21 protein-coding genes are annotated in these 20,216 nt (G+C 75.9%); 11 read left to right on the top strand and 10 right to left on the bottom strand.

Annotation, left to right across the window (positions count from 1 at the left end; genetic code table 11):
* Positions 1-65 precede the first annotated feature (65 nt).
* The 5 genes from AB6N23_RS08590 to AB6N23_RS08570 all read left to right on the top strand — a co-directional run bounded on the left by AB6N23_RS08590 (position 66) and on the right by AB6N23_RS08570 (position 5,323).
* On the top strand, positions 66-1,067 hold the full coding sequence (locus AB6N23_RS08590) for a carbohydrate ABC transporter permease (protein ID WP_412865675.1): 1,002 nt from the start codon (positions 66-68) through the stop codon (positions 1,065-1,067).
* Entirely contained in the window at positions 1,064-1,972 is a 909-nt protein-coding gene (locus AB6N23_RS08585; protein WP_412865674.1) for a carbohydrate ABC transporter permease, read from the top strand. Before AB6N23_RS08590 ends, AB6N23_RS08585 begins: the two co-directional genes overlap by 4 nt.
* 144 nt (positions 1,973-2,116) lie before the next feature.
* Positions 2,117-3,157 (top strand): LacI family DNA-binding transcriptional regulator, encoded by a 1,041-nt coding sequence (locus AB6N23_RS08580; RefSeq protein WP_412865673.1) that lies wholly within the window; start codon positions 2,117-2,119, stop codon positions 3,155-3,157.
* A gap of 245 nt (positions 3,158-3,402) precedes the next feature.
* Positions 3,403-3,906, top strand: a complete 504-nt coding sequence (locus AB6N23_RS08575) for a hypothetical protein (RefSeq protein WP_412865672.1) — start codon at positions 3,403-3,405, stop codon at positions 3,904-3,906.
* 37 nt (positions 3,907-3,943) lie between these two features.
* Positions 3,944-5,323 carry a Glu/Leu/Phe/Val family dehydrogenase gene (locus AB6N23_RS08570; RefSeq protein ID WP_412865671.1) on the top strand — a complete coding sequence of 460 codons (1,380 nt, stop codon included), beginning with the start codon at positions 3,944-3,946 and terminating at the stop codon, positions 5,321-5,323.
* Positions 5,324-5,392: 69 nt separating this feature from the next.
* On the opposite strand, the gene AB6N23_RS08565 is transcribed toward AB6N23_RS08570, so the two are convergent.
* The 3 genes from AB6N23_RS08565 to AB6N23_RS08555 form a co-directional block, all read right to left on the bottom strand.
* Complete coding sequence (locus AB6N23_RS08565; RefSeq protein ID WP_412865670.1) at positions 5,393-5,920, bottom strand: META domain-containing protein; 528 nt, start codon at positions 5,918-5,920, stop codon at positions 5,393-5,395.
* Between the two features lie 114 nt (positions 5,921-6,034).
* Positions 6,035-6,742, bottom strand: coding sequence for a hydrogen peroxide-dependent heme synthase (gene hemQ, locus AB6N23_RS08560; RefSeq protein WP_412865669.1), 708 nt, complete (start codon positions 6,740-6,742; stop codon positions 6,035-6,037).
* Positions 6,743-6,819: 77 nt separating this feature from the next.
* Entirely contained in the window at positions 6,820-8,013 is a 1,194-nt protein-coding gene (locus AB6N23_RS08555; protein WP_412865668.1) for a ferrochelatase, read from the bottom strand.
* Positions 8,014-8,310: 297 nt separating this feature from the next.
* On the opposite strand from AB6N23_RS08555, the gene AB6N23_RS08550 reads away from it, so the two are divergent.
* Positions 8,311-9,198 carry a serine/threonine-protein kinase gene (locus AB6N23_RS08550; protein ID WP_412865667.1) on the top strand — a complete coding sequence of 296 codons (888 nt, stop codon included), beginning with the start codon at positions 8,311-8,313 and terminating at the stop codon, positions 9,196-9,198.
* Between the two features lie 18 nt (positions 9,199-9,216).
* On the opposite strand, the gene AB6N23_RS08545 is transcribed toward AB6N23_RS08550, so the two are convergent.
* Both AB6N23_RS08545 and AB6N23_RS08540 read right to left on the bottom strand, forming a co-directional pair.
* Positions 9,217-9,762 carry a flavodoxin domain-containing protein gene (locus tag AB6N23_RS08545; RefSeq protein ID WP_412865666.1) on the bottom strand — a complete coding sequence of 182 codons (546 nt, stop codon included), beginning with the start codon at positions 9,760-9,762 and terminating at the stop codon, positions 9,217-9,219.
* A 98-nt stretch (positions 9,763-9,860) separates the two neighbouring features.
* Positions 9,861-10,406, bottom strand: a complete 546-nt coding sequence (locus AB6N23_RS08540; protein ID WP_412865682.1) for a MarR family winged helix-turn-helix transcriptional regulator — start codon at positions 10,404-10,406, stop codon at positions 9,861-9,863.
* Between the two features lie 128 nt (positions 10,407-10,534).
* Between AB6N23_RS08540 and AB6N23_RS08535 the strand changes: the two genes are divergently transcribed.
* Positions 10,535-11,107, top strand: coding sequence for an NYN domain-containing protein (locus AB6N23_RS08535; RefSeq protein WP_378208139.1), 573 nt, complete (start codon positions 10,535-10,537; stop codon positions 11,105-11,107).
* A gap of 88 nt (positions 11,108-11,195) precedes the next feature.
* Here the strand turns inward: AB6N23_RS08535 and AB6N23_RS08530 are convergent, their stop codons facing one another.
* Positions 11,196-11,996: an alpha/beta hydrolase family protein gene (locus AB6N23_RS08530; RefSeq protein ID WP_412865665.1), complete on the bottom strand. Its 801-nt coding sequence runs from the start codon at positions 11,994-11,996 to the stop codon at positions 11,196-11,198.
* 128 nt (positions 11,997-12,124) lie between these two features.
* Between AB6N23_RS08530 and AB6N23_RS08525 the strand changes: the two genes are divergently transcribed.
* A complete protein-coding gene (locus tag AB6N23_RS08525) occupies positions 12,125-12,571 on the top strand; it encodes an HIT family protein (protein WP_412865664.1) in 447 nt (148 codons plus the stop codon).
* Positions 12,568-13,950: a Na+/H+ antiporter NhaA gene (nhaA, locus tag AB6N23_RS08520; protein WP_412865663.1), complete on the top strand. Its 1,383-nt coding sequence runs from the start codon at positions 12,568-12,570 to the stop codon at positions 13,948-13,950. Before AB6N23_RS08525 ends, nhaA begins: the two co-directional genes overlap by 4 nt.
* Positions 13,951-13,960: 10 nt before the next feature.
* Here the strand turns inward: nhaA and AB6N23_RS08515 are convergent, their stop codons facing one another.
* From AB6N23_RS08515 to AB6N23_RS08500, 4 genes are all read right to left on the bottom strand, one after another.
* Entirely contained in the window at positions 13,961-14,806 is an 846-nt protein-coding gene (locus AB6N23_RS08515) for an SDR family NAD(P)-dependent oxidoreductase (RefSeq protein WP_412865681.1), read from the bottom strand.
* A gap of 73 nt (positions 14,807-14,879) precedes the next feature.
* Positions 14,880-15,404 carry a DsbA family protein gene (locus AB6N23_RS08510; RefSeq protein WP_412865662.1) on the bottom strand — a complete coding sequence of 175 codons (525 nt, stop codon included), beginning with the start codon at positions 15,402-15,404 and terminating at the stop codon, positions 14,880-14,882.
* Between the two features lie 15 nt (positions 15,405-15,419).
* On the bottom strand, positions 15,420-16,460 hold the full coding sequence (locus tag AB6N23_RS08505; RefSeq protein ID WP_412865661.1) for an NAD-dependent epimerase/dehydratase family protein: 1,041 nt from the start codon (positions 16,458-16,460) through the stop codon (positions 15,420-15,422).
* 72 nt (positions 16,461-16,532) lie between these two features.
* Positions 16,533-17,729, bottom strand: coding sequence for a zinc-dependent alcohol dehydrogenase (locus AB6N23_RS08500; RefSeq protein ID WP_412865660.1), 1,197 nt, complete (start codon positions 17,727-17,729; stop codon positions 16,533-16,535).
* A 145-nt stretch (positions 17,730-17,874) separates the two neighbouring features.
* On the opposite strand from AB6N23_RS08500, the gene AB6N23_RS08495 reads away from it, so the two are divergent.
* Positions 17,875-18,900, top strand: a complete 1,026-nt coding sequence (locus AB6N23_RS08495) for an alpha/beta fold hydrolase (protein WP_412865659.1) — start codon at positions 17,875-17,877, stop codon at positions 18,898-18,900.
* Positions 18,897-20,216 (top strand): MFS transporter (locus tag AB6N23_RS08490; RefSeq protein ID WP_412865658.1); only part of this gene is annotated, 1,320 nt, incomplete at its 3' end. The genes AB6N23_RS08495 and AB6N23_RS08490, both read left to right, overlap by 4 nt.

Raw genomic sequence — 20,216 nt, 5'->3', positions numbered from 1 at the left:
GTCGGTGGTGACCGCCACCGACCCGGCCCCGCACGCGTCAGCCCCATCTCCCGGAGGACCCCGCCATGGCCACCACCACGCAGCCGCGCACCCAGCGCCGACTGCCCGACGCCCCGCGCGAGCCGCGCCGGCTCGGCTTCAGCCAGAAGCTCAGCCGCTGGGACGTCAAGGTCTCGCCCTACCTGTACATCTCGCCGTTCTTCCTGCTGTTCGCCCTGACGGGGCTCTTCCCCCTGCTGTACACCGCCTACGTGTCGGTCTTCGACTGGCACCTGCTCGGCGGCAAGGGCGAGTTCGTCGGGTTCGACAACTTCGCGTTCGTCTTCCAGGAGCCGAACTTCTGGAAGGGCCTGCGCAACACCTTCAGCATCTTCGCGCTGTCGACGATCCCCCAGCTGCTGGTGGCGATCGTCCTCGCGGCGCTCCTGGACGCGAACCTGCGGGCGCGCACGTTCTGGCGCATGGGTGTCCTGGTGCCGTACGTGGTGGCCCCGGTCGCCGTCTCGCTCCTGTTCGGCAAGATCTTCGCGGACCAGTCCGGCGTGGCCAACGCGTTCCTCGGCATGGTGGGCATCGACCCGATCCGCTGGCACGGTGAGGTGGTCCCGAGCCACATCGCCATCGCGACGATGGTGAACTTCCGCTGGATCGGCTACAACACGCTGATCCTGCTCGCGGCCATGCAGGCCGTGCCGCGCGACCTCTACGAGGCGGCCGTCATCGACGGCGCCACGCGTGCGCGCCAGTTCTTCTCGATCACGATCCCGTCGATCCGCCCGACCATCATCTTCGTCGTCATCACCTCGACGATCGGTGGTCTCCAGATCTTCGACGAGCCGCGCATGTTCGACCAGCTCGGTCAGGGCGGTGCCGGCCGTCAGTGGATGACGGTGACGATGTACATCTACGAGCTGGCCTTCGGCAACCAGAAGAGCTTCGGCCGGGCCGCCGCCGTGGCGTGGGTGCTGTTCCTCATCATCCTCGCGTTCGGCCTGCTCAACTTCTGGCTGACCCGGCGCATCGCGTCCGACTCGGCCCCCCGTGCACGAAAGAAGGTCACGCGATGAGCGCCCCCAGCGCACCCTTCGTCCGGCAGACCGCCGGCGCGAGCGCCGCCCGGTACGTCAAGCGGACCCGCGGGCACGGGTCCGACCGTCGGCCCGGCTGGGTCACCTACACGCTGCTCACGCTCGCGATCGTCGTGTCGGTCCTGCCGCTGTACTACGCGTTCCTGCTCGCGAGCTCGGACGCGCAGACCATCGCGCAGAACCCGATCCCGTCGCCGATCCCCCAGGGCAACTTCTTCGAGAACGTCAACCGCGTCCTCACCGCCGACATCAACTTCTGGAAGGCGCTCTGGAACTCGGTCGTCGTGGCCGTGGTGACCTCCGCGTCCGTGGTGCTGTTCTCCACGCTCGCCGGGTTCTCCTTCTCGAAGCTGCGCTTCAAGGGCCGCAACGGGCTGCTCCTGTTCGTCATCGCGACGACCGCCGTGCCGACCCAGCTCGGCGTCATCCCGCTGTTCATCGTGATGGCCGAGCTCGGCTGGATCGGCAAGCTCGTCGCCGTCATCGTGCCCGGGCTCGTCACCGCGTTCGGCGTGTTCTGGATGACGCAGTACCTGCAGAGCGCGCTCCCCTACGAGCTGATCGAGGCGGCGCGCGTCGACGGCGCCAGCATGATCCGCACGTTCTGGAGCATCGCGCTGCCCGCCGCCCGCCCGGCGGCGGTCATGCTCGGGCTCTTCACGTTCGTCGCGTCGTGGACGAACTTCTTCTGGCCGTTCATCGTCCTGGGGAACTCGAACCCGACGCTGCCCGTGGCGCTGCAGCTGCTGCAGGCGTCCTACTTCAAGGACATGTCCCTGATCATGGCGGGCGTCGTGCTCTCCACGATCCCGCTGCTCCTGCTGTTCATCGCCGCAGGCCGGCAGCTGGTCGCGGGCATCATGGCCGGCGCCGTCAAGGGCTGACCCACTCCCCCACCGGGTCGGGCGTGCGCCGCGCGTGCGCCCGACCCGGTGGTCGTCCCCGGCGGTAACCTCGCGTGTGCGGGGGGCGCACAGGGCCGGAGCACGTCCACGCTGCCACGGAGCAGCCACAGGAGGAGACCAACGGTGGTCGAGAACGTCCCGACGCGCGCGGAGCAGGTACGCCCCGCCGCGCCGACACTGGAGCAGGTGGCCGAGCGCGCCGGCGTGTCCCGCTCCACCGCCTCCCGTGCCATCAACGGCGGCCTACGGGTGTCGCCCGAGGCCCTCTCCGCCGTCGAGGCCGCGGTCGCGGACCTCGGGTACACCCCGAACCGCGCCGCCCGCTCGCTCGTCACGCGGCGCACCGACTCCATCGCGCTCGTGGTGCCCGAGCCCGACGAGCGCGTGCTCTCGGACCCCTTCTTCGCCGGCACCCTCAACGGGCTGAGCACCTCGCTCGCCGACTCCGACATCCAGGTCGTCCTCGTCATCGCCCGGCCGGGAGAGAGCGAGCGGACCATCCGCTACCTGCGCAACGGGCACGTCGACGGCGCGATCGTGGTCTCCCACCACCGCGACGACGAGCTCGACCGCGCACTCCTCGCCTCCCGGGTGCCGAACGTCTTCGTCGGCCGCCCGCTGTCGGCGCCGGACGACGACGTCCAGTACGTCGACACCGACAACACCGAGGGCGGGCGCATCGCGACCCAGCACCTCCTCGACCGGGGCCGTCGGCGCATCGGGACCATCGCGGGCCCGCAGGACATGTCCGCGGGCATCGACCGCCTCGCGGGCTGGCGCCTGGCCATGGAGGCGTCCGGCCTCGACCAGTCCGCCGTCGTGCACGGCGACTTCACCATCACGTCCGGTGCACGCGCCGCGCGTGAGCTGCTCGAGCGGCACCCCGACGTCGACGGCATCTTCATCGCCTCCGACCTGATGGCCGCCGGCGCCATGGGCGTCCTCGCGGAGCTCGGCCGGGACGTGCCCGGCGACGTCGCCGTCGTCGGCTACGACAACTCGGGCGTCGCGGCGTCCACCAACCCGCCGCTGACGAGCGTCATCCAGCCGGTCGTCGCGATGGCCCGCGCCGCCGGCGCCCGCCTGCTCGACCAGCTGCACGGCGCACCGCACGAGGACCCGCTCATCTTCGACCCCGAGCTGGTGGTGCGGGAGTCCTCCTGAGCGGAGGCACCTTCGTCGGGGAGACGGGCCGCCACGGACCGGCACGGTCGCTCCCGGACCTCGGGACGTCGCGTCGCGGCCCGGGCTCACGCCGGAGTCGGTACAACGCGTGACTCGGGTCTTCTCGCCGCTTGACAGGTCGGCGTCCGATTCGCGAAGGTGGAGCCCGGCGCCGCCCGACGACGTGCGGCGCCTCTCCACACCTCGCGTCGCCGTCCACGCGCGGGGCCGACGAGAGGAGCCCCATGCGCGGCACCCCCTCCCCCGTCCGGCACGACGTCCCGCGTCACGACGTCCCGCGTCACCCCGCCTCGCGGCGCGGTGCTGCGGCGTCGCACCGCCACCCCGGCACGCGCGCCCTCGCCGCGGTCGTCGCCGGCCTGCTGGCGGGTGTCCTCACCGCCGTGGTCGCGGCACCGGCCCTGGCTGTCGCCCCCGCGCCGGTCGACCGCGGTGCCGGCCTGCCCGCCGCCCCCGCGGGTCCCGGGCTCCCTGCGCCCGGCGGGGGCGCCGAGCCCCTCGCCACGATCGAGGACGAGGAGGACTGGTGCTCGTACCTGTCCTCGTACTACCTGGCGTTCCCGTCGCCGTGGTCGGCCCGGGTGTACAACTGCCAGCACCGCTCGATGTTCGTGGCGCCGGTGTTCTCCGACGGGTCGGCCGGCATGTGCGTGCTGGTACCCGCGCGGCACAGCCGGCACCTGGGCGGCAACGTCGCCCGGTGGGTCACCGACATCCGCGTCTGCTGACCTGCCCCGCCCGCACGGGCGTGCCAGGGTAGGTGACATGGATCACCCCTCCACCGACGGGGCGACGACGCCCCCGCACACCGCGGCGCGACCCGCCGCCGACCACGCCGACCCCGTGCCCACCGAGGCGGCACGACCGACGACCGACCGCGACCCCGGCCCTGCCGGGGCGGTCGACACCAGCCCGCTCGCGACCGCCCAGAGCCAGCTCGCACGCGCCGTCGACATCCTCGGCTACGACGCGGGCCTGCACGCCATGCTCGCCACCCCACGCCGCGAGATGCGCGTGGCCGTGCCGCTGCGGCGCGACGACGGCCGCACCGAGGTCTTCACCGGGTACCGCGTGCAGCACAACATCTCCCGGGGCCCCGGCAAGGGCGGGCTGCGGTACGCGGCGGGCGTCGACCTCGACGAGGTCCGCGCGCTCGCGATGTGGATGACCTGGAAGTGCGCCGTCGTCGACGTGCCGTACGGCGGCGCGAAGGGCGGCGTGACGATCGACCCGCACGCGCACTCGCGCGCCGAGCTCGAACGCGTCACGCGCCGCTACACCAGCGAGATCATGCCGATCATCGGACCGGAGCGGGACATCATGGCCCCCGACATCGGCACCGACGAGCAGACCATGGCGTGGGTCATGGACACGTACTCGGTCAACCGGGGCTTCACGATCCCCGCGGTGACGACGGGCAAGCCGCTGGCGGTCGGCGGGTCCCTCGGGCGGGCGACCGCGACGTCGCAGGGCGTCGTGCACACCGCGCGCGCGGCGCTGGCCCGGGACGGCGTGCACCTGCGCGAGGTCACCGCCGCCGTCCAGGGGTTCGGCAAGGTCGGCTCCCACGCCGCGCGCCTGCTGCACGAGGCGGGCGCCCGCGTGCTCGCGGTCAGCGACGCGCACGGGGGCGTGCACCGCGGCGACGGGCTCGACCTGCCGGCCCTCCTCGCGCACGTGGCGCGCACAGGCACGGTCGTCGGCTTCGCGGACGCGGACCCGATCGACAACCACGGCCTGCTGACGCTCGACGTGGACCTGCTCGTGCCGGCCGCGGTCGAGGGGGTCCTCGACGGCGACACCGCCGGTCAGGTCAAGGCACGCTGGGTGGTCGAGGGCGCCAACGGGCCGACCACGAGCGAGGGCGACCGGGTCCTCACCGAGCGCGGCGTCGTCGTGGTGCCGGACATCCTCGCGAACGCGGGCGGCGTCGTCGTCAGCTACTTCGAGTGGGTGCAGGCGAACCAGGCGTACTGGTGGACCGCGCAGGAGATCGACGAGCGCCTCGAGCAGCAGATGCTGGCCAGCCACGACGCGGTGGCCTCCCTCGCGCGCGCCGAGGGCATCACGCTCCGGGACGCCGCGCTGACGATCGGCGTGCGGCGGGTGGCCGAGGCGCACCAGATCCGCGGTCTCTACCCGTGACGTCCTGCAGTCGCTGACGCCCTGCGCCGTCGCGCCGGCCGCACCGTGCGCGCCGACCACGTGGCACGGTCACGCGAGCACGTGCGGGCCGTCCTGCGGGTCGGGCCCCGGCTCGGCCGGCGCGGCGGACCGCACGAGCCGCGCCACGCGGCCGGCGGGCGTACGCACCTCGACGTCGTCGCCGTCCGCCCGGACCGCGCCGCCGTCGGCGAGCACCGCCGTGACGGCCTGCTCGGTGGCCGTGGGGCCGGGCGGCCCGGCCATCATCGTCTGCACGACGGGTCCCAGGTCGAGCCGGCCGTCGGTCACCCGCCACGTCCCGCGGACGTGGTTGACGCCCGCGTAGCCGTACACCTGCCCGTCGCCCTCGAAGGTCAGCCACGGCGGCCCCTCGATGCCGTCCTCGAGCGCCGCGCCGTCCACCTCCGTGACGCGCCACGTGCCGTGCAGCCACGTCGCGTCGCCGTCGGCCACGCCGTCGGGCGTCACGCCGTCCGAGGCCACGCCGTCGGAGGCCACGCCGTCGGGCGCCTCCGCCGTCGCACCGTCGGCCACCTCGTCGGCCGCCGGACCGTCCGTCCGCTCGTCGTCGCGCATGCCTCGATGATGGCACCGGCCGTGCGCCGGCGCCCGGCCCGGGCGTCCGGGCCCGGCGCTGCGCCCGGGCGAGGCGCGGGCGCGGGGTGACGGACCGGTCGGCCGTCGCGGCGCTCAGGCCCGGGGCAGCCGCTCCGCCCACTCCCCGAGCGCCACGCGGGGGCCCGTGTAGAACGGCACCTCCTCGCGCACGTGCAGCCGCGCCTCCGTGTTCCGCAGCTCGCGCATGAGGTCGACGATGCGGTGCAGCTCGCCGGCCTCGAACGCCAGCAGCCACTCGTAGTCGCCGAGCGCGAACGACGACACGGTGTTGGCCCGCACGTCGGGGTAGTCGCGGGCCGCGTGCCCGTGCTCGACGAGCATGCGCCGCCGGTCCGTCTCGGGCAGCACGTACCAGTCGTACGACCGCACGAACGGGTAGATGCACAGGTAGTCCCCGGCGGGCTCGCCCGCGAGGAAGGCCGGCACGTGGGCACGGTTGAACTCCGCGGGTCGGTGCAGCCCGACGACCGACCACACCGGGCGCAGGTGCGCGCCGAGCGCGCTCGCACGCAGCCGCCGGTACGCGGCCTGCACCTGCTCGACCGTCTCGGCGTGCCACCAGACCATGAGGTCCGCGTCGGCCCGGAGCCCGCCCACGTCGTACCAGCCGCGGACGACGAGGCCGGCGTCCTGCCCGACGGCGTCCTGCGCGTCCGCGACGAGCGCGCGCCGCTCCGCGTCGTCGGCGGGCAGCGCGCCCTGCGCCGCGAACACCGACCACATCGTGTAGCGGATCGTCGCGTTGAGGGCGTCGTGGTCGGTGGGGGCGTGCGTGGTCACGGGGTGTCCTCGTCCGTCGGTGCGGGTCTGGCGTGGGGCGTCGGGGTGCCGGGGCGGCGGCGCACCGCCGCCCCGGCTCACGACCAGGGGTCGGTCGAGCAGGCCGCGGGGATGCCGGAGTCGACGCCGGCGCGCTGGCGGCAGCAGCCCGGCACGCACACCGAGCGGAACGGCGGCAGGGCGCCGACCGTCGCCTCGGCCGGTCGCTCGGCGCCCGCGTCGAGCGACCGCTGGACGGCGGCCCGCTCGAGGAGCAGGTCGACGAGCCCGCGGACGAACGGCTCGCGCGTGCCGACGGAGTCGGCGCGGACGGCCGCCATTCCGAGCTCCTGCGCCGTCTCGAGCGCCTCGGTGTCGAGGTCGAACGCGACCTCCATGTGGTCGGACACGAACCCGATGGGCGACAGCACGACCGACGTCGTCCCCGCGGCGTGCAGCGCCTCGAGGTGGTCGTTGACGTCGGGCTCGAGCCACGGCTGGCTCGGCGGGCCCGAGCGCGAGCAGTACGCGAGGTCCCACTCGACGGCGCGCCCGAGCCGCTCGGCGGCGGCCGCGACGACGCTGCGCGCCACGTCGAGGTGCTGCTCCGCGTAGGACGCGCCGGCGACGACGGACGCCTCCTCCATCGTGTCCGGGATGGAGTGCGTGACGAAGACGAGTCGCGGCCACGGCGCGTCCGGGTGCTCGGCCTGCAGGCGCCCGTAGGCCTCGACGACCGCGTCGACGTTGGCGGCGACGAAGCCGGGGTGGTTGAAGTACGAGCGGACCTTGTCGACGGCGAGCGGGGCCCGGCCCTCGGTGGCCGCGTCCTGCGTGCCGAGGTCCTCGAGCGCCGCCCAGAGGTTCTCGCGGTACTGCCGGCACCCGGAGTAGGACGAGTACGCCGACGTCACGAGCGCCAGCACGCGCTGCGCGCCGAGGTCGCGCGCCTCCTCGAGCGCCTGCGTCGTGTACGGCTCCCAGTTGCGGTTGCCCCACAGCACGGGCGTCGTGAGCCCGCGCCGGTCGAGCTCGGCGCGCAGCGCCGCCCGGAGCGCGAGGTTCTGCTCGTTGATCGGGCTGCGGCCGCCGAAGTGGTGGTAGTGCTCGGCGACCTCGGCGAGGCGCTCGTCGGGGATGTTCTTGCCGGCGGTGACGTTGCGCAGGAACGGCAGCACGTCGTCGGGACCGTTCGGCCCGCCGAAGGAGAAGAGGAGCACCGCGTCGTACGGGGCGAGCCCGTCGACGTCGGGCCGCACGGCGGCGGTCGGGTCGGTCACGGGAGGCGTCACGGGGGGCACCTCCCGATCATCGCACCGCGTCCCGACGGCGCTCGCGCCGAGCGGCACCGGTGCGGACGTGATGTTGTCGCGACGTCGCGTCACCTCCCGTCGGGACCGGGTCCGTGACGTGCACGGGTCCCGGGCGGCGCGTGCGGCGGCCGCCCCCGCCGCGTCACCCGTCCGGGTGCTCCGAGGTGCGACGGGCCGCCGCGACCCCTAGCGTCGGCTCGCGGGGCGGCGATCTTCCCGCGCCGCCGGACCGACGAACCCGACGGACCCGGAGCCTTCGATGACGGTCGAGAAGCCGTGAGCAGGAGCGGACGGCACGCGGTGCCGGAGCTCGCGCACCGCTACGTGCTCGGCGACCCCCTCGGCCAGGGCGGGTCGGCACAGGTGTTCCGTGCGCGGGACAGCCGGCTCGACCGGCCGGTGGCGGTCAAGATCTTCCGCCTGGACGGCGCGAGCCCGGTGCAGGTGCGGCGCTACGCCCACGAGGCGCGCGTGCTGGCCGACCTGTCCCACCCGTCGCTCGTCGCCCTCCTCGACGTGGGCGCCGACGTGCTGCCGGAGGTCGGGCCCGTGGCCTTCCTCGTGATGGAGCTCGTCGAGGGACGCACGCTCCGCCACGTGCTCGCGGACGGCCCGCTGGCGCCGGCGACGACGGCCGACGTCGGCCGCCAGCTCGCGAACGCCCTCGCGCACGCGCACGCCGCGGGCGTCGTGCACCGCGACGTGAAGCCGTCGAACGTGCTCGTCGCCGACGAGCGCGCGGCGACCGGCCGCCGGGACGCCCCGACCCTGCCGGTGGTGCTCGCCGACTTCGGGATCGCGGCGACCGCGACCGAGCAGGGCAGCACCGAGGCCGGACGGATCGGCACGGACGACCGCGCCACGGCCGGCTACCAGAGCCCCGAGCAGGCCCTCGGCGAGCGTGTCGGCCCGGCGAGCGACGTGTACTCCCTCGGGCTGCTGCTGCTGGAGTGCCTGACGGGCGAGCGCGCGTACCCGGGCGACCCGCTCACGGCGGGTCTCGCCCGGCTGCTCCGCGTGCCCGACGTGCCGGAGGACCTCGACGCCGACTGGCGCCGGCTGCTGCGGGCCATGACCCGGTCGGCGCCCGACCAGCGGCCGGCGATGGCCGCGGTCGCCGCCGAGCTCCGGTCCCTGCGCGGCAGCGTGCTGCGGGCCTCCTGACCCGACCGTGCCGGCGCGTCAGCCCGCGAGGGAGGCGCGGGCGGCGGGCGGTGCGAGGGCCGGTGCCGAGACCGGGACCCCGGCGAGCGCCTCGGCCACCTCCCCCGCCCACGTGGCCACCGCGACCATGTCGCGGTGATCCCCCTCGCGGGCGCGGCCGCCGGCGACGACGGCGCGCTCGGCGAACGACAGGACGGCCCGGTCGAGCCGCCCGCGGAAGCTGCGGTGCCCCCGCGCGCCGACCCGCTCGACGAGCGCGCGGATCTCGAGCGGCGAGTTCGCCGCGTTCGCGGGCTGCGTCGCGAGGCCCGAGGAGAAGAGCCAGACCGGCCGTGCCGCGAGCCCGTCCGCGCACCGCCGTGCCATCTCGCGCGCGGCGGGCAGCCAGTGCGCCGTGTACACGGCGGACCCGAGGAGCACCGCGTCGTAGCCGTCGACGTCGTCGACGTCCTCGGGCGCCCGCTGCTCGACCTCGTGGCCGTGCCCGCGCAGCACGTCCGCGACCACCTCGCCGATCTCCCAGGTCCCGTGGTGCCGGGAGGCCACCGCCAGCAGGATCCGCATCGCCCCTCCTCCGCCGTCGTGCCGCGGGGCGTCCGCCCGCACGACCATCGTCCGGCGCGACGTCGCGGCCGTCGTGGGTCGGAGGTCCCCGGCGCGGCTCAGCCGGCGGCGGCGTCGACGGCGGGCTCGCCGGCGTCCGCGGCGGGCCCGGGGTCCGGCAGCGCCGCCTGCGCGAGGCGGAGCTTGTCGCACAGGTGCTGCAGGGTCGTGAGCTCGTCGGCGTCGAGCGCGCCGCCGACGAGCGCGTGGATCGAGCGCACGTGCCGGCGCCCGATCTCCCGCTGGCGGGCCGCCCCCGCGTCGGTGAGGTGGACCGCGGTGCCGCGCCGGTCGCCCTCGACGGGTCCGCGGCGCACCAGGCCGGTCTCCTCCAGCCGCTCGACGAGGCGGGACAGGCTCGGCTGGGTGAGCAGGCTGCCCGCCGCGAGCTCCCGCAGGCGCAGGGCCCGGCCGGGCGCTCGCGCGAGCGTGAAGAGCACGTCGTACTCCCGCATGCTCAGGCCGCCCCACACGTCGTCGCGCGCGAACCGGCGCAGCAGCGTCACCTGCGCGCGGAACAGCGCCTCCCACGCCTCCGCCGACGCCCGGACCGCGCCGGGGTCGGGAGTGACGTCCAGGGGGCCGTCCCGGTCGTCCTCCACCATCACCGGCTCACCTCTCGCGGGCCGTGCGCCCGCCGCACTCGTCGTCGCACCTCGACGAGGACGCATCATGTCACCCACGCCGCCGACGGACGGCGCCGTCGCGGCCCACGCGCGTCTAGCCTGGGGCGATGAGCGACGCGGCCCCCACGGGCACGACCTACCTGCTGGTGGACGGCGAGAACATCGACGCCACCCTCGGCTCCTCGATCCTCGGCGGGCGCCCCACGCCCGAGCAGCGGCCGCGCTGGGAGCGCGTGCTGACGTTCGCGCAGCAGACGTGGGGCCAGCCCGTGAAGGCCCTGTTCTTCCTCAACGCCTCGAACGGCTCGCTGCCGATGTCGTTCGTGCAGGCGCTGACGGCCATCGGCTTCGTGCCGATCCCCCTGGCCGGCGAGTCGTACGAGAAGGTCGTCGACATCGGCATCAAGCGCACGCTGCAGGCGCTGGCCGCACGCGAGGGCGACGTGCTGCTGGCCAGCCACGACGGCGACTTCGCGCCCGAGGTCGAGGAGCTCGTCGACGCCGGGCGGAACGTCGGCCTGCTCGCCTTCCGGGAGTTCACGAGCCAGCAGCTCGCGACCCTGACCGCCCGCGGCCTGCGCACGTTCGACCTCGAGGCGGACGTCGCGGCGTTCAACGTGCAGCTGCCGCGCCTGCGGATCATCCCGCTCGAGGAGTTCGACCCGCTGCGCTACCTCTGACGCACCGCCCGGGGCGCCACGGGCGACGGACGAGCGCCCGGCCACCACTCGTGGGGTGGCCGGGCGCTCGTCCGTGCGGCGGGTCGGCTCAGCCGCCGAAGCCCTGCGTCAGCGCCTCGTCCACCACGGTGCGCACGTGCTCGGCGTGGTCGCCCGCGAGGAACTCGATGCCGTGCGCCGTGCCCGGGATCTGCGTGGTGACGGACGTCTTGTCCTGCCGCGCGACCTGCGTGCTGTCCGTCAGCGGCACCTGCGGGTCCTCGGTGGACGCGAACACCTGGAGGGGGCCGGTGAACGTGCTCGACGCCGCGCGGGCGTCCACCTCGCCGTACTGCGCGGGCGGGCTGAGCGCGACGACGGCCGTGGCGCCGAGGTCGTCGGCGAGGCCCGCCGCGAGGGTGCCGCCGGCGGACGCGCCGACGAAGGCGAGCCGCGTCGCGCCCGTGGCCTCGAGCACGTCGACCGCGGAGGCGAACCCGGCCTCGCCGCTGGTCCCCCACGCGTAGGTCGCGACGAGGTAGCCCTCGCCGGCCAGGCGGACGAGCTCGTCGGCCCACTGGCAGACGTCGCCGTCGACCTGCGGGGCCAGCACGACGCCGCGGTCGCCGGAGCCGGCCCAGGCGACGGTCGTGGTCGCGGGGGCCTCGCCGACCTGCGCGGCGGCGACGCCCTCGGGCAGGCAGTCGGGCGCGTCGGCGGGCGTCAGGGTGACCGGGGCGCTCGGCAGGACGGTCGGCGTCTGCTCGGGGGCGGCGGCGGTGGCCGCGGCGTCGGACCCCTCGTCGGGCGTGCCGGTCGAGCACGCGGCCGTGAGGGCGAGACCGACGGCGCCGAGGAGCGCCAGGGCGGTACGCGAGGGACGGGGGCGGGAGAGGGTGGGGGCAGGCACACCCGATTCCTAGGCGTTCGCCCGGGTCCGGGACAACGCCCCGGAGGGTCGCTAAACGTTTCGGGCCTCCGCCGAGGACCACGCGGGCGGGTGTCCCCGCGCCGGCGCCCGCCCGCTAGCGTGAGGCCATGACCACGCTGTTCACGCGCATCATCGACGGCGAGATCCCCGGCCGGTTCGTCTGGGCCGACGACCGTGCGGTGGCGTTCACGACCATCGCCCCCCTCACGGACGGGCACGCGCTCGTCGTCCCGCGGGACGAGGTCGACCAGCTCACGGACGCCGACGACGACCTGCTCGCGCACCTCGTCGTCGTCGCCAAGGCCGTCGGACGGGCTCAGCAGGCGGCGTGGGGCGCGCCGCGCGCGGCGCTCCTCGTCGCCGGCTTCGAGGTCCCCCACCTGCACCTGCACGTGCTCCCCGCGTGGGACGAGTCGAGCCTCACGTTCGCGAACGCCCGGCAGGACGTGCCGGCGGAGCAGCTCGACGACGCCGCGGAACGCCTCCGCGACGCGCTGCGCGCCCAGGGCGACGGCGCCCGCGTCCCCGCCGTGCGCACGTCGCCCGCCCTGTGACGACCGCGCCGGTGCGCGGCGCCGCGCGTCCCGCGCTGCGCGAGCGGATGACGACCCTCGCCCCCGGCCTGCGCACGTTCCTGTCGACCGAGGCGGGCAGCGCCGTGGCGCTGCTCGCGGCGACGGTGCTGGCGCTCGTGTGGGCCAACTCGCCGTGGCGGGACTCCTACGCGGCCCTGTGGCACACGCCCGCCGGCGTGTTCCTCGGCGGTGCGGGCCTCGAGCTCGACCTGCAGCACTGGGTCAACGACGCCGCGATGGCGCTGTTCTTCGCGGTCGTCGGCCTCGAGATCAACCGCGAGGCGACGCGCGGCGAGCTGCGCGACCCGCGGGCCGTGGCGGTGCCGGCGCTCGGCGCCCTCGGCGGCCTCCTCGTGCCCGTCGGCGTGTTCCTGCTCGTCGAGGGCGGCGGCGAGGCCGCGCACGGGTGGGGCGTCGTCATGTCGACCGACACTGCGTTCCTCGTCGGCGTGCTGGCCCTGTTCGGCCCGCGCTGCCCGGACCGGCTGCGGCTGTTCCTGCTGACGCTCGCCATCGTCGACGACATCGGGGCGATCACGGCGATGGCGGTGTTCTACACGGACGAGGTCGACCTGCGGGCCCTCGCCGTGTCCGGCGCCCTCGTGCTCGCGCTGCTGGCGCTGCGGCTGCGGCGGGTCTGGCAGCTGACGCCGTACGTCGTCGTGGGGCTCGCGCTGTGGGGCGCGGTGCTCGCCTCGGGCGTGCACGCCACCATCGCCGGCGTGCTCGTCGGCCTGCTCGTGCCGACGTCCCTGCCCCGCGACGAGCGGCGGGACGACGTGGCCGCCCACGCGCGCCGCTTCCTGCACGAGGGCGGCGCCGACCGGGAGCACGCCGCGGAGCGCGCGGGCCGCGCCGCGGTGCCGACGGGCGACCGGCTGCAGCGCGTCCTGCACCCGTGGAGCGCCTACGTCGTCGTGCCGCTGTTCGGGCTCGCGAACGCCGGCGTGAACCTCGACCCGGAGACGCTCGCGGACGCGTTCCGCTCCCGCCTGACGATCGGCGTCGCCGTCGCGCTCGTGGTCGGCAACGCGGTCGGCATCACCGGCGCGGCGACGCTCGCCCTGCGCCTCGGCCTCGGTGACCTGCCGGGGCGCGTGCGGTGGGGGCACCTGCTCGGCGGCGCCGTGCTCGCCGGCATCGGCTTCACCATCTCGCTGTTCATCGCCGGCCTCGCGTTCGACGACCCCGTGCAGCTCGAGCACGCGAAGATCGGCGTGCTCACCGGGTCGCTCGTCGCCGCCGTCGCGGGGTCGCTGCTGCTGCGCTGGCTGGGCGAGCGGCTGCCGCTGTGCTCACCGCCGCGGCTGCCGCCGGAGCTGCCGCCGCTGCCGTGGGGCGGCGCCGCGCGGTCCTGACCGGCGCGGGTCAGGCGACCGGGTCGTCCGGGCCCCACGTCGACAGCCGCAGCCGCCGGGCGTCGGTCGCGAGGATCGCGGGCGTCGCGGCGCGCAGGGAGTCCACCGTGTCGACGCCCGCACGCACGAAACGCCCCGACAGCGCGTCGAGGGCGCCGTCCGCGAACCCGAGGGCGAGCTCGAGCACCTGCGCGGGCGACGTCCAGTCGGTGCGCGTCGCGTGCACCGGCATCGCGGCCGTCATGTCGGTCGCGACGACGCCCGGGGCGAGGTCGAGCACGCGCAGACCCCGCTCGCGGTACTGGTGGTCGAGCTGCGTGGTGAGGCGCGCCAGCGCGCCCTTGCTGATCGTGTACCCGGTGTACGTGGGCTGGGCGCGGTGGCCCGCGCCGGAGTTGACCTGCAGGACGCGGCCGCCGCCGCGCGTCAGCATGCCGGGGAGCAGGGCGTGCGTGACGAGGAGCGGGCCGCGCAGGTTCGTCTCGACCACGCGCCACACGTCCTCGACGTCGTCGTCGGCGAACGGCAGCTCGTTCTCCTCGATGACGCCCGCGTTGTTGACGAGCAGGCCGACGCCGCCGGGCAGCGCCGCCTCGACGCGCGCGACCGCGTCCGCGACGGCGGTCGCGTCGACCAGGTCGGCCGCCGCGACGGCGACCGCGGCGCCCGTCGCCCGGACCTCGTCGGCGACGTCGTCGAGCCGGGCGCGGGTGCGCCCCACGAGCCCGACCGCGTACCCGGCGCGCGCGAGGCCGAGCGCGAGCTCCCGGCCGATGCCGCGGCCGGCGCCGGTCACGAGCGCGGTCCGCGGCAGCGGCGGGCCCGCCGGCGTGGTCGGGGCGGTGGTGCGGGGCAGGGCGGCGTCGTCGGCGGTGGTCACGTCCTCATCGTCGCGCACGGGCGCGGTGCCGCGCGCGCGACGTCCGCGGTCATGCCTCCAGCGCGTCGACGACCGCCCGCAGCGCCTCGAGCTCGATCCGGCCGCGGAACCGCACGCCGTCGACGAAGACGGTCGGCGTGCCGGGCACCTCGAGCGCCAGCCCGTCCGCGTAGTCGGCGCGCACCGCGTCGGCGTGCTGCTCGGCCCGCTCCCCCACGAGGTCCTCCGGGTCGAGGCCGAGCGCGACGGCGTGCGCGCGCAGGTCGTCGTCGGTGAGGTGCTCCTGGTCGGCGAAGAGGCGGTCGTGCAGCTCCCAGAACCGGCCGTGGGCCCCCGCGGCCTCGGCGGCGAGCGCGGCCGCGAGCGCGTGCGGGTGCACCTGGAACAGCGGGAAGTGCCGCCAGACGAGGCGCACCCGGCCGTCGGACTCCTCGACGAGGCGCCGCAGCACCGGCGCGGCCGCGCGGCAGTACGGGCACTCGAGGTCGCCGAACTCGACGACGGTCACGGGCGCGGACGGGTTCCCGAGCACGAACCGCTCGGGGTCGACCGCGGGCTGCGTGGGGGTGCTCATGCGCCCAGCATGCCGTCAGGCCCGCAGGTGGCGGGCGCGCAGGGGTGGGCTGACCGTGCCGGCGCCGTCCGCGATGCCGTCGACGAGCTCGCGCAGCGCCTCCTGGGCGGTGCGCCGCGGGCGCCAGCCGAGCATCTCCTCGGCGCGCGACGTGTCGAGGAGCGGCACGGACGCGGCGAGGTCGAGCCAGCCGGGGCCGATGGGCGCGAGACGCGCGTGCCAGGCGGCGAGCAGCCCCGCGCGCAGGGCCGTCGGCGGCACCTCGCGCAGCTTCGACTGCGAGAGGACGGCCGCCACGTCCGGCCCGCGCAGCACGCCCGGCCCCGCGAGGTTGAACGCGCCGCGGGCCTGCCGCACGATCGCCTCGCGGAACGCCTCCGCGAGGTCGTCGGCGTGCACCGCCTGCACGCGCACGCCGCGCGGCCACGGCAGCACGGGCACCCTGCCGTCGAGCAGCCGGCCGGGCACGAGCCGCCCGAGGAAGATCCCGTGGATCTCGTGGCCGGCGTCGCGCTGGAACACCAGCGCGGGGCGCATGCGCGTGATCGCCAGGCCGGCGTCCGCCGCCTCGGCCTCGTCCAGCACGCGCTCCATGTCGGCCTTGTCGACGCTGTAGTCGGAGGTCGGGACGCCCGTCGCCGGGAACCGCTCGTCCTTCGGCTCGTCGTCGTGCGCCGGGCCGTAGACGCCGACGGACGACGCGACGACCAGGTGCGGCACGCCGGCGCGGCGCACCGCGGCGACGATCCGCCGCGTGCCCTCGACGTTGACCGCGCGCTGGTACGACCGGTCGTGGCTCGGCTGGATCGCCCACGCGAGGTGCACCACGGCGTTCGCGCCGGCGAACGCGTCCGCGAGCGCGGCGACGACCGGCTCGTCGGCGCCGGCCGCGCCGATGTGGCACTGCACCCACTCGACGTCGTACGGGGGCGGCGGCGTCTGCCGCGGCGCCCGCCGCGCCACCCCGACCAGCGACGTGATCGTCGCGTCCTCCCGGAGCCGGCGCAGGACCGCCGTGCCGATGTTCCCGCTGGCCCCCACGACCACGACCCGCATGGTGCCTCCGTCCGCCCTCGTCCGTGCGTGCTCGTCCCGTCCGTGCCCGTCGCCGTGCGCCCCGGTCCCCGCTCAGGCGGCGGGGTCGAGCACGACCTTGATGCAGCCGTCCGCCTTGCGCTGGAACGTGTCGTACAGCTCGGGCGCGCGCTCGAGCGGCACGCGGTGGGTGCGCAGGTCGAGCACGCCGAGCGGGTCGGTGTCGTCCGTGACGAGCGGCAGGATGTCGTCGACCCAGCGCCGCACGTTGGCCTGGCCGAAGCGCACGGTCAGCTGGCGGTCGAACACGTCCATCATCGGGAACGGGTCGATGGCGCCGCCGTACACGCCGACGACCGACACGGTCGCACCGCGGCGGGCGACGCCGATCGCCGTCTGGAGCGCGGCCATCCGGTCGACGCCGGCCTTCTCGATGAACGGCCTCGCGAGCGCGTCGGGCAGGAACCCGGCGCCCTTCTGCGCGAGCTCGAACACCGGCGACCCGTGCGCCTCCATGCCCACGGCCTCGACGACGGCGTCGGCGCCGCGCCCCTGCGTGCGGTCGCGCACCACGGCGGGGACGTCGTCGCACTGCGACGCGTCGAGGACGTCGACGCCGTGCCGCGCCGCCATCGCGAGCCGCTCCGGGACGCGGTCGATGCCGATGACCCGGCCCGCCCCGAGGTGCAGCGCGATGCGCGCCGCCATCTGGCCGATCGGGCCGAGGCCCACGACCGCGACGGTGCCGCCGGGCGGGACGTCGGCGTACGCGACGGCCTGCCACGCCGTGGGCAGGACGTCGGACAGGTAGAGGTAGGTCTCGTCGGGCCGGCCGTCGTCGGGGACGACGACGGGCCCGTACTGCGCCTGCGGCACGCGCAGGTACTGCGCCTGCCCGCCGGGCACGCTGCCGTACAGCTCGGTGTACCCGAACAGGGCGGCGCCCTTGCCCTGGCTGCGGACCTGCGTCGTCTCGCACTGCGACTGCAGGCCGCGCGTGCAGAAGAAGCACGCGCCGCACGCGATGCCGAACGGCACGACCACGCGGTCGCCGACCTTCAGCCGTCCCGCGGCCTCCGGCCCGACCTCCTCGACGACGCCCATCGCCTCGTGCCCGAGGATGTCGCCGGGCGTCAGGTACGGACCGAGGACCCCGTACAGGTGCAGGTCCGAGCCGCAGATGGCGGTCGACGTCACGCGGATCACCGCGTCCGTCGGCTCCTGCACGCGGGGGTCCGGGACCGTCTCGACGGTGACCTTCTCGCGGCCCTGCCAGGTCAGTGCGCGCACGCTGCCTCCTCGTGGGTCGTCCCCCCGCTCCGGCGTCCACCGTCGCACCCGGGCCGCTGACCTGCATCCGGAGGGCCGCGGGCGCGGGTGTCGGACGGCGGTCGTACGGTCGTGCACGAGGCAGCCGCTCTGCGAGGGGGCCACCGTGACCACGAGCGCAGCAGGACCCGTCCCGGCCGGCGCCACACCCGCCGACCGTCCGCCGCCCCGCCGGCGACGACGGCGCTGGCTCGTCGCGCTCGCCGTCGTCGCCGTGGCCGCCGTCGTGGTCGCGTTCCTGCTGCGCGAGCCGTCGCCCGTGGGCCACTGGCGCAGCGCCGACGCGCAGGACCGGTACCTCGCCGCCTACGACGAGGCCTTCGAGGACCTGCCGCATCCCGCGGAGACGCGGGACGTGCGGACGTCGTTCGGCGTCGTCCGCGTGTACCGGTTCGCGGGCACTGCGGACCGCGCGACGCCGCTCGTCCTGCTGCCCGGGACGGCGTCGGGCACGCCGGTCTGGGCGGACAACCTGCCCTCGCTGGTCGAGGTGGCCGACGTCTACGCGCTCGACCTGCTCGGCGAGCCGGGGCGCAGCGTGCAGGAGCGGCCGGTCACGGACCACGACGCCCAGGCGGCGTGGCTCGACGAGATGCTCGCCGCCCTGCCCGAGGACGGGTTCCACGTCGTCGGCCTGTCGATCGGCGGGTGGACGGCCACGAACCTCGCCCTGCGGCGACCCGAGCGCGTCGCGAGCCTGACGCTGCTCGAGCCCGTGCAGGTGGTGGGCGACATCCCCGTGGGCACGGCGTTGCGCGCGATCCCGGCGTCCGTGCCGTGGCTCCCGCGGTCGTGGCGCGACTCCTTCGCCTCGTACACGGCGGGCGGCGCACCCGTCGAGGACGTGCCGGTCGCCGAGATGATCGAGGCCGGCATGCGGGGGTACGCCATGCGGCTCCCCCAGCCGTCGCGCGTGCCCGAGGACGCGCTCCGGGACCTCGACGTGCCGGTGCTCGTGGTCCTCGCCGAGGACTCGGTCATGCACGACGCGACCGACGCCGCCGCGGTGGCGGAGCGAGCGCTGCCCGACGCCACCGTGCGGCTGTACGCGGGGGCGACGCACGCGGTCAACGGTGAGGAGCCCGAGCGCATCGCGGCCGACCTGGCGGCCTTCCTGGCGGCGCACGGGTGACGGGAGGGTCCGGGCGCCGCACCGCGACGCCCGCCGGGGTGGTCGCCGTCACCGTGACGCTCTGCCTCGTCCAGCTCGTCGACGTGCTGGGCGTGACGGTCGTCGTCACGACGCTGCCGCGGATGCTGGACGACCTGGGCGCGACGCCGGGCGAGGGCACGTTCGTCGTCACCGCCTACGCGATGGTCTTCGGCGGGCTGCTCATGGTCGCCGCGCGGCTCGGCGACCGGCTCGGCCACCGGCGCGTGCTGCTGGCCGCCGTCGCGCTGTACGGGGCCGCATCGGTGCTCGGTGCGACGGCCGGCGACGTCGTGCTGCTCACCGCGTCCCGCGCGCTGCAGGGTGCCGCGGCCGCGGCGTCCGTCCCCGCCGCGCTGCGCCTGCTGACGACGCTCGTGCCCGAGGGCGCGCGACGCCGGCGCGCCGTCGCGGCGTGGAGCGCGGCGGGGGCCACGGCGGGCGCCGCGGGGTTCGTGGTGGGCGGTGTCGTCACCGAGGTGGCGACGTGGCGGGCGGTGTTCTGGCTGACGGTCGCGCTCGCGGTCGGGCTCGTCGTCGCCGTGCGCGCCGTGCTGCCGCCCGACGCGGGCGCGGACCGGGACGTGCGGATCCCGTGGACGTCGGCCCTGCTGCTCACCGGTGGGGCGATGGGGCTCGTCGCCGGGCCGACGGTGCTCGCCGAGACGGCCGCGACCGCCGTGGGTGCGGCGCTGCTCGCGGCGGGCGTGGCGGCTGCCGTCGGACTGGTCGCGGCCGAGCGGCGGGCCGCGGTCCCGCTCGTCGCGCCGGCGGCACGGGCGTCCGGGCGGCTGCGCTGGGGCGCGCTCGGGTCCTTCGCGAACACCGCGACGACGAGCTCGTCCGCGACCGTCGCGACCCTGTACCTGCAGGACGAGCTCGGGCTGTCGCCGCTCGCCGCGGCGGGCGCCCTCGTGAGCGTCAGCGTGCTGGCGGTCGCGGGGTCGGCGCTGGCGCCGCGCGTCGTCGCGGGGTGGGGCTGGCGGCGCACGATGGGGGCCGGCCTGGCGCTCGTCGCGGTCGCCGACGCGGTGCTCGTCGCGTGGCCGCAGCCGGTCGGTGTCGCGGTCACGGCGGGGCTGAGCGGGCTCGGGCTGGGCGCGTCGTCGGTCGCCGCGAACGACATGGGCACGAGCGTGGCCGAGCACCTGCGCGCGACGGCGGCGGGCGTGCTGAACACGGCGGCGCAGCTGGGCACCGCGCTCGGCACGGCGGCGGTGCTGCTCGTCGCGACGACGACGTCCGCCCGCGTGGCGTGGGCGGTCGTCGCGGCGCTGGCCGCGGTCGCCGCCGCGGCG

Origin of the sequence: Cellulomonas pasadenensis, from assembly GCF_047229365.1 — a bacterium.
Classification (GTDB): Bacteria; Actinomycetota; Actinomycetes; order Actinomycetales; family Cellulomonadaceae; genus Cellulomonas.
This window is presented reverse-complemented; position numbering and strand designations above follow the sequence as displayed.

Bases quoted from the DNA above. Each gene is read 5' to 3' on its own strand.
- AB6N23_RS08590 (WP_412865675.1), top strand. From the start codon at position 66: ATGGCCACCACCACGCAGCCGCGCACCCAGCGCCGACTGCCCGACGCC.
- AB6N23_RS08585 (WP_412865674.1), top strand. From the start codon at position 1,064: ATGAGCGCCCCCAGCGCACCCTTCGTCCGGCAGACCGCCGGCGCGAGC.
- AB6N23_RS08575 (WP_412865672.1), top strand. From the start codon at position 3,403: ATGCGCGGCACCCCCTCCCCCGTCCGGCACGACGTCCCGCGTCACGAC.
- AB6N23_RS08570 (WP_412865671.1), top strand. From the start codon at position 3,944: ATGGATCACCCCTCCACCGACGGGGCGACGACGCCCCCGCACACCGCG.
- AB6N23_RS08565 (WP_412865670.1), bottom strand. From the start codon at position 5,920: ATGCGCGACGACGAGCGGACGGACGGTCCGGCGGCCGACGAGGTGGCC.
- AB6N23_RS08545 (WP_412865666.1), bottom strand. From the start codon at position 9,762: ATGCGGATCCTGCTGGCGGTGGCCTCCCGGCACCACGGGACCTGGGAG.
- AB6N23_RS08540 (WP_412865682.1), bottom strand. From the start codon at position 10,406: ATGGTGGAGGACGACCGGGACGGCCCCCTGGACGTCACTCCCGACCCC.
- AB6N23_RS08535 (WP_378208139.1), top strand. From the start codon at position 10,535: ATGAGCGACGCGGCCCCCACGGGCACGACCTACCTGCTGGTGGACGGC.
- AB6N23_RS08525 (WP_412865664.1), top strand. From the start codon at position 12,125: ATGACCACGCTGTTCACGCGCATCATCGACGGCGAGATCCCCGGCCGG.
- AB6N23_RS08510 (WP_412865662.1), bottom strand. From the start codon at position 15,404: ATGAGCACCCCCACGCAGCCCGCGGTCGACCCCGAGCGGTTCGTGCTC.
- AB6N23_RS08505 (WP_412865661.1), bottom strand. From the start codon at position 16,460: ATGCGGGTCGTGGTCGTGGGGGCCAGCGGGAACATCGGCACGGCGGTC.